This window comes from Salegentibacter tibetensis (assembly GCF_020164485.1).
Classification (GTDB): domain Bacteria; phylum Bacteroidota; class Bacteroidia; order Flavobacteriales; family Flavobacteriaceae; genus Salegentibacter; species Salegentibacter tibetensis.
In genome coordinates this window covers 1-360 of the sequence record NZ_JAIQZA010000126.1, presented here as the reverse complement: position 1 = coordinate 360, position 360 = coordinate 1, and the positions used below count along the sequence as shown (strand labels likewise).

At 35.8% G+C, this 360-nt stretch carries 1 protein-coding gene; it reads left to right on the top strand.

What is annotated here, in order from left to right; genetic code table 11:
• Positions 1-8: 8 nt before the first annotated feature.
• Positions 9-360, top strand: a 352-nt coding sequence (locus LB467_RS18795; RefSeq protein WP_224475677.1) for a transposase, incomplete at its 3' end; no start/stop codon positions are given.

Genomic DNA, 360 nt, shown 5'->3' with positions numbered 1-360 from the left:
ACTTATATATGTTATTGCAGCAACAAAAAATTCAGTTAAGTGCGTATTCCGATCTATATGATTTAATCGTACCCAAGGGCAATCTTCTTAGAAGAATCAATGAATTGATTGATTTTTCTTTTATCCACGATGAACTGGTAGATAAATATTGTGCAAATAATGGGAGAAATGCAGAAAGTCCTATCCGCATGTTTAAATACTTGTTATTGAAAACGATCTATTGTATTTCAGATGTGGATGTAGTGGAGCGTTCACGATATGATATGTCCTTCAAGTATTTTCTTGAGATGGCGCCCGAAGATGCAGTTATCAATTCCAGTTCCTTGACTAAGTTCCGCAAGCTGCGATTGAAAGATACCG